Source organism: Methylobacterium sp. E-065, assembly GCF_022829605.1.
In the GTDB taxonomy this organism is placed as follows: Bacteria; Pseudomonadota; Alphaproteobacteria; order Rhizobiales; family Beijerinckiaceae; genus Methylobacterium.
On sequence record NZ_JAKSYD010000122.1, the window covers coordinates 101,301 to 107,533 of the forward strand.

A 6,233-nucleotide genomic window follows, 5' to 3' on the forward strand; every position below is an offset into this window, starting at 1 on the left:
CGCAGGGGCCACCCTCCCCCATCCCAAGTCGGGCTCGCCCGACTTGGGACGAGCAGGATGCCAATCTCGGGCAGGCCCGAGATCGGTCGGGGGGAGGGAGTGCTGCGGAGCCGTCCGCTCCGCAATCCGGCTACAACTTCGCCTATCTCGACGAGGGCACGAAGCGGATGATCCGCCGGGCGATCCTCAAGGGGATCGCGGTGCCGGGCTATCAGGTGCCCTTCGCCTCTCGCGAGATGCCGATGCCCTATGGCTGGGGCACCGGCGGCGTGCAGGTGACGGCCGCGATCCTCGGCCGGGCGGACGTGCTCAAGGTGATCGACCAGGGCGCCGACGACACCACCAATGCGGTCTCGATCCGCCGGTTCTTCGCCAAGACCTCCGGGGTGGCCACCACCACCCGCACCGCGGAGGCGACGGTGATCCAGACGCGCCATCGGATCCCCGAGACGCCGCTCACCGAGGGCCAGACCCTGGTCTATCAGGTGCCGATTCCCGAGCCCCTGCGCTACCTCGAACCGCGCGAGACCGAGACCCGCCAACTCCACGCGCTCGCGGAATACGGCGCCATGCACGTGAAGCTCTACGAGGATATCAGCCGCCACGGGCACATCGCCACCACCTACGCCTACCCGGTCGAGGTGGCGGGCCGCTACGTGATGGACCCGTCGCCGACGCCGAAATTCGACAACCCCAAGATGGACGGCTGCCCGGCGCTCCAGCTGTTCGGCGCAGGGCGCGAGCGACGGATCTACGCGGTGCCGCCCTACACGCGCGTGCGCAGCCTCGACTTCGAGGACCATCCGTTCCGGGTTCAGGAATTCACGCATCCTTGCGCCCTGTGCGGGGCCAAGGGCGTCTATCTCGACGAGGTGCTGCTCGACGATGCCGGCAACCGGATGTTCGTGTGCTCGGACACCGACCATTGCGAAGGGCGCCGCGCGGACGGCCATGTCGGCACGGGAGAGGCGATATGAGTGATCTCACGGTCCGCCGGGCCGGGACGCCCGACCTCCCGGCCATCCTCGACCTCTACGCCGAGCTGAACAGCGGGCGGGTGGCCAGCCTGGAGCAGGCCGAGGCGCTGCTCGACCGGCTCACGAGGGCCTATCCCGATTACGGGCTCTACGTGGCCGAGGTCGACGGCGCGATCGTCGGCACCTTCTGCCTCATCATCCTCGACAACATCGCCCATTGGGGCATGCCCTCGGCGCTGGTCGAGAGCGTCGTGGTCTCGTCGGGGCAGCGCGGCGGCGGTCTCGGCCGGGCGATGATGCACGAGGCGTTCCGCCTCGCCCAGGCGCGGGGCTGCTACAAGCTCGCTTTGTCGTCGAATGTCGACGCCAAGCCCGCGCATGTCTTCTACGAGCGCCTCGGCTTCGAGCGCTACGGCTACAGCTTCCGCCTGGATCCGCCCTTCACGCCTGCCGCCGCCGAGGTGACCCCATGAGCGAGCCCCTGCTTCAGGTCCGCGGGCTGACCAAGCGCTACGGCGCCCGCCTCGCCTGCGCCGACGTGTCGTTCGATCTCGTCCCCGGCGAGGTGCTGGCGATCGTGGGCGAATCCGGCTCCGGCAAGTCGACGCTGCTCTCCCTGATCGCCACCGAACTGGCCCCGGATTCCGGGACGGTCTCCTACCGGATGCGCGACGGCGCGCTGCGTGACCTCGCCGGCTTGAGTGAGGCCGGGCGCCGGGCACTGATGCGCACCGACTGGGGTTTTGTGCGCCAGGACGCGACGAAGGGCCTGCGCATGGCGGTTTCGGCCGGCGGCAATGTCGGTGAGCGCCTGATGGGGCTCGGCGAGCGGCATTACGGCCGGATCCGCGCCCAGGCCCTCGACTGGCTTGGCCGGGTGGAGATCGATGCCGGTCGGATCGACGACCCGCCGAGTCAGTTCTCGGGCGGCATGCGTCAGCGCCTGCAGATCGCCCGCAACCTCGTCACGGCTCCGCGCCTCGTGTTGATGGACGAGCCGACCTCGGGTCTTGACGTCTCGGTCCAGGCCCGGTTGCTCGACCTGATCCGTCGGCTCTCGGCCGAACTCGGGCTCGCCGTGATCATCGTGACCCACGATCTCGCGGTGGCGCGGCTACTATCGCACCGGATCGCCGTGATGCGGGCCGGCCGCGTGATCGAGACCGGTTTGACCGACCGGGTGCTCGACGATCCCGAGCACGCCTACACCCAGCTCCTCGTCTCCTCGGTGCTTGCCGCATGACCGCGCTCCTCACCTTCCAGGACGTCGCCAAGAGCTTCACCCTGCATCTGCGCGACGGGGTGGTGCTGCCGGTGGTGGGCGGCGTCAGCTTGTCCGTGGCGCCCGGCGAGTGCGTGGTGCTGGGCGGCCCGTCTGGAGCCGGCAAATCTTCGCTCCTCAAGATGGCCTACGGCAATTACCGATGCGACGGCGGCGCGATCCTGGTCCGCGACGGCGACACGATCGTGGATGTGGTCTGCGCCGATCCGCGGGTGGTGCTGGCGCTCCGGGCGCGGGTGATCGCCTACGTGTCGCAGTTCTTGCGGGTGATCCCGCGGGTCTCGACCCTCGACGTGGTCGTGGCCGCGGGCCGCGAGGGTGGATTGTCCGAAGAAACGGCGCGGGCGCGGGCCAAGGACTTGCTGGCCCGGCTCAACCTGCCCGAGCGGCTCTGGGGCCTGCCGCCCGCGACCTTCTCGGGCGGCGAGCAGCAGCGGGTCAACATCGCCCGCGGCCTGATCGCCGACCGGCCGCTCCTGCTGCTCGACGAGCCGACCGCCTCCCTCGACGCGCAGAACCGCGCCGTGGTCGCCGAGCTGGTGCGCGAGAAGCTGGCGGCCGGGGCCGGCGTGCTCGGCATCTTCCACGACAGCGAGATGCGCGACGCTGTGGCGACGCGAATCGTCGACGTGACGCGGTTCGCGCCGCAAGCCCGGGCAGCCTGAGGACGGAGACGATGGACGACTTCATCATCGAGAACGCCACCCTGGTCCTGCCCGACCGGGTGCAGCGCGGCTGGCTCGCCGTGTCCGATGGGGCGATCGCCGAGATCGGCGAGGGCCGCCCGCCGGCCCGCGGCCATGATTTCGGCGGCGATCACCTGATCCCCGGGCTGATCGAGCTGCACACCGACCATCTGGAGAGCCATTACGCGCCGCGTCCGAAGGTGCGCTGGCACCCGCTCGGCGCGGTGCTCGCCTATGACGCCCAGATCACCGCCTCGGGCATCACCACGGTGTTCGATTCGCTGCGTGCCGGCAGCGATCCCGACGGCAGCGGCCTCGGCTCCGAGCTGGAGCAGCTTGCGGGCGCCATCGACACCGCCCGCGCCCAGGATCTGTTCCGGGCCGAGCACTTCACGCATCTGCGTTGCGAACTGCCCTCCGCGGACGTGCTCGACACGGTGGCGGCTTTCACGGCCCGCTACCCCGTGGGCCTGATCTCGCTGATGGACCACACCCCGGGCCAGCGGCAGTTCCGCGACATGGACAAGTACTACACCTACGCTACCCGCGGCGGCCGGCCGATGGAGGAAATCCGCGCCAACACCGAGCGCAAGATCCGCGACGGCAAAGCGCTCAACGCGCAGAATCGCCCGGCCCTCGTCCAGTTCGCCCGCGAGATGAACATCCCGCTGGCGAGCCACGACGACACCACCCTGGCGGATGTCGAACTTGCGGTCGGGGAGGGCGTGCGGCTCGCCGAGTTCCCCACCACCCGGGAGGCGGCCGAGGCTGCGCATGGCAAGGGGCTCACCGTGATGATGGGCGCGCCCAACCTGATCCGCGGCGGCTCGCATTCCGGCAACGTCGCGGCCCTGGCGCTCGCCGAGGCCGGGCACCTCAACATCCTGTCGTCGGATTACGTGCCGGCGAGCCTGCTGATGGCGGCCTTCCTGCTGCCCGAGCAGGCGCCGGACATCACCCTGCCGGAGGCGCTCGCCACCGTGACTGCGAATCCGGCCCGCGCCACCGGCCTGACCGACCGCGGCGCCCTGGCGCCGGGGCTACGGGCCGATCTCGTGCGGGTGCAACTCGCCGAGGGCGTGCCGGTGGTCCGCGAGGTCTGGCGCACCGGCCGGCGGGTCGCCTGATGCCGGGCTGCCTCGTCCTCGTTGTCGGGCCGAGCGGAGCCGGCAAGGACACGCTGATCCGGCTGGCGCGGGCGGCACTCGCCGACGATCCCCGCTACGTCTTCCCGCGCCGCCTCGTCACGCGGCCCCCCTCGGCGGATGAGGACAACGACGAGATCGATGAGGCCGCCTTCGTGGAGGGCTGCGCGGCGGGCCGCTTCACCCTGCACTGGCGCGCCCACGGCCTCGGCTACGCCATCCCGGCGGAGGCCGGCCGTCTGGCGGAGGCGGGCCAGGTGGTGGTCTGCAACGTGTCCCGCCGGGTCGTGGGGCAGGCTCGCGTCGCCGGGCCGCCTGTGAGCGTTGTGGAGATCACGGCGCCGCCGGAGATCCTGATGCAGCGCCTCGCCGCCCGGAGCCGGGCCGAGGACGGCGACCTCGCTGCACGGCTTGCGCGGGAGGTGTCGGTCGCGGCGGATCTGCGGATCCTCAACGTGGGTGCGCCGGAGGTGGGGGCCGAGCGTCTCGTGGCGCATCTACGCGCCTGTTGAGCCGCTTGTCCGCGGGATCCGCCGGGACGGGGCATACAACAAGGCACCCTGCTTTCCCGGACGGGTGGAGCGAAGTGGAACCCGATCCGGGAGCCAGCACAGGACGCGCCGCGTCAGCGGCACAGCTTGATCAAGATCGACGCTGCGCTGTGTTCCGTGCGGGATCCCGGGTCGCATTCCGCCGGCGCTGCATGCGCCCGGGATAAGGGGCGGCGCTCGACAAGGCGCGCCGCTCGGGCATGAAAAAAGGCGCGCGCCGTCTCCGGCACGCGCCTGTTCGATCGCCCGGGGCAGGAGCCCCGGGGATCGCTGGGAAGACTAGAAGCCGCCGAACTTGTAGTTGAAGCCAGCGCGGACGATGCTGCCTTCCGTGCGGAAGCGCGAGATGTAGGAGCCGGTGCCGACGCCCGGGACGGCGGCGACCAGCACGCTCTGGCTGCCGAGATCGTAGTGCAGGTACTCGGCCTTCACCGTGATGGCGTCGTACTTGATGCCGAGGTAGCGGCCCAGCGCGAAGGTGTTCAGGAAGCTGTCGGTCGGCAGCGCGAACTCGATGCCGCCGCCATACGCGAAGCCGGTCTTGAAGTCGTCGTAGCGGCCAGCGAACTGCAGGGCGCCGCCGGGGGTGTAGAAGTTGGCATCGTGGAACACGTTGCCGTAGGCGAGGCCGCCCATCCCGTAGACCAGGACCCGGTCGAACGCGTAGCCGGCGCGGCCCGTGAGGGTGCCGAGCCAGTCGAGGCTCTGGCGGAACTGGCTGAGGTTCGGCGGGCCGCCGGCGACGTTGCCGGTGCCGAGCACGACCCGGTTCTTGGTGATGTCGGTCCAGTCGATGCTGTTGGCGATACCGACCACGATGCCGGAGCCGGGCGTGAACTGGTAGTTGTAGCCGGCGGTGCCGCCGATGTTGGCGAAGCCATCCTGCGAGGTCGAGGTCAGGCCCGGGCGGCGGCCGAGCGCAACGTTGGTGATGTTGCCCGGCAGCACACCGGCGGTGGTGATGCGCTCGCGATCGGTGAAGGTGTAGGCCGACTCGAGACCGGCGTAGAAGCCCGTCCAGGTGAAGACCGGCACCGGCGTGAAGACCGGCGGCGGCGCGGCTCGGCGCGGCAGGTCGGCGGCCGAGGCGGCCGTCGTGACCAGGGCGGTCGCGGCGGTGGCGAGGAGGAGCTTCTTCATCATGGTTGCGGGATCCAAGCTTGTGCGTTGTTGAACGCACTTAAGCGCGGCGGCACAGATCCCGCTATGCCCCCGCTGCCACAGTGTGGCTCGAAAGTGTCTGATGGATTTCTGGAGACTGATAATTCCGCGTTCAAGACACGGCGTTGGCGCTTGACAGTCGAGGCAGTCGCAGGACCCCGCCGCGCCCGGGACCTTGATCCAAACCGGCCGACCCTCTAAGCGGACCGCGTTTTGCGCCCCTGTCCGAGGTCGGGGCGGCCGATCAGGATCCGGGGCTCCGCACGGTCCCCGCCGCAGGAATGGGAATCATGGGCAAGGAAAAGTTCGCTCGCACCAAGCCGCACTGCAACATCGGGACGATCGGGCACGTCGATCACGGCAAGACGTCACTGACGGCGGCGATCACGAAGGTGCTGGCTGAGACGGGCGGGGCGACGTTCACGGCCTAC

The 6,233-nt window shown here is 70.0% G+C and carries 8 protein-coding genes; 7 read left to right on the top strand and 1 reads right to left on the bottom strand.

Features of this window, described 5'->3' with window-relative positions; all coding sequences use genetic code 11:
- The first annotated feature begins 167 nt into the window (after positions 1 to 167).
- Genes MKK84_RS17075 through phnN form a run of 6 tightly spaced genes read left to right on the top strand, consistent with a single transcriptional unit; the run spans position 168 to position 4,602 of the window.
- A complete protein-coding gene (locus MKK84_RS17075) occupies positions 168 to 977 on the top strand; it encodes an alpha-D-ribose 1-methylphosphonate 5-phosphate C-P-lyase PhnJ (RefSeq protein WP_243921752.1) in 810 nt (269 codons plus the stop codon).
- A complete protein-coding gene (locus tag MKK84_RS17080; protein WP_243921729.1) occupies positions 974 to 1,450 on the top strand; it encodes a GNAT family N-acetyltransferase in 477 nt (158 codons plus the stop codon). The genes MKK84_RS17075 and MKK84_RS17080 overlap by 4 nt, the downstream gene beginning before the upstream one ends.
- A complete protein-coding gene (gene phnK, locus MKK84_RS17085) occupies positions 1,447 to 2,220 on the top strand; it encodes a phosphonate C-P lyase system protein PhnK (RefSeq protein WP_243921731.1) in 774 nt (257 codons plus the stop codon). The genes MKK84_RS17080 and phnK overlap by 4 nt, the downstream gene beginning before the upstream one ends.
- Entirely contained in the window at positions 2,217 to 2,924 is a 708-nt protein-coding gene (gene phnL / locus MKK84_RS17090) for a phosphonate C-P lyase system protein PhnL (RefSeq protein WP_243921733.1), read from the top strand. Before phnK ends, phnL begins: the two co-directional genes overlap by 4 nt.
- Before the next feature lie 11 nt (positions 2,925 to 2,935).
- Positions 2,936 to 4,072: an alpha-D-ribose 1-methylphosphonate 5-triphosphate diphosphatase gene (locus MKK84_RS17095; protein WP_243921735.1), complete on the top strand. Its 1,137-nt coding sequence runs from the start codon at positions 2,936 to 2,938 to the stop codon at positions 4,070 to 4,072.
- The gene (gene phnN / locus MKK84_RS17100; RefSeq protein ID WP_243921737.1) at positions 4,072 to 4,602 is read left to right on the top strand and encodes a phosphonate metabolism protein/1,5-bisphosphokinase (PRPP-forming) PhnN; all 531 of its coding nucleotides are present in this window, start codon (positions 4,072 to 4,074) and stop codon (positions 4,600 to 4,602) included. Before MKK84_RS17095 ends, phnN begins: the two co-directional genes overlap by 1 nt.
- A gap of 318 nt (positions 4,603 to 4,920) precedes the next feature.
- Here phnN and MKK84_RS17105 read toward each other — a convergent pair whose 3' ends face one another.
- Entirely contained in the window at positions 4,921 to 5,784 is an 864-nt protein-coding gene (locus tag MKK84_RS17105; protein ID WP_243921739.1) for an outer membrane protein, read from the bottom strand.
- 308 nt (positions 5,785 to 6,092) lie between these two features.
- Here MKK84_RS17105 and MKK84_RS17110 point away from each other — a divergent pair.
- A partial coding sequence (locus tag MKK84_RS17110; RefSeq protein WP_243920259.1) for a GTP-binding protein occupies positions 6,093 to 6,233 on the top strand: 141 nt, incomplete at its 3' end.

What these genes read in the sequence shown, in the direction of transcription:
- MKK84_RS17075 (WP_243921752.1), top strand. Translation starts at nt 168, where the DNA reads ATGATCCGCCGGGCGATCCTCAAGGGGATCGCGGTGCCGGGCTATCAG.
- MKK84_RS17080 (WP_243921729.1), top strand. Translation starts at nt 974, where the DNA reads ATGAGTGATCTCACGGTCCGCCGGGCCGGGACGCCCGACCTCCCGGCC.
- phnK (WP_243921731.1), top strand. Translation starts at nt 1,447, where the DNA reads ATGAGCGAGCCCCTGCTTCAGGTCCGCGGGCTGACCAAGCGCTACGGC.
- phnL (WP_243921733.1), top strand. Translation starts at nt 2,217, where the DNA reads ATGACCGCGCTCCTCACCTTCCAGGACGTCGCCAAGAGCTTCACCCTG.
- MKK84_RS17095 (WP_243921735.1), top strand. Translation starts at nt 2,936, where the DNA reads ATGGACGACTTCATCATCGAGAACGCCACCCTGGTCCTGCCCGACCGG.
- phnN (WP_243921737.1), top strand. Translation starts at nt 4,072, where the DNA reads ATGCCGGGCTGCCTCGTCCTCGTTGTCGGGCCGAGCGGAGCCGGCAAG.
- MKK84_RS17105 (WP_243921739.1), bottom strand. Translation starts at nt 5,784, where the DNA reads ATGATGAAGAAGCTCCTCCTCGCCACCGCCGCGACCGCCCTGGTCACG.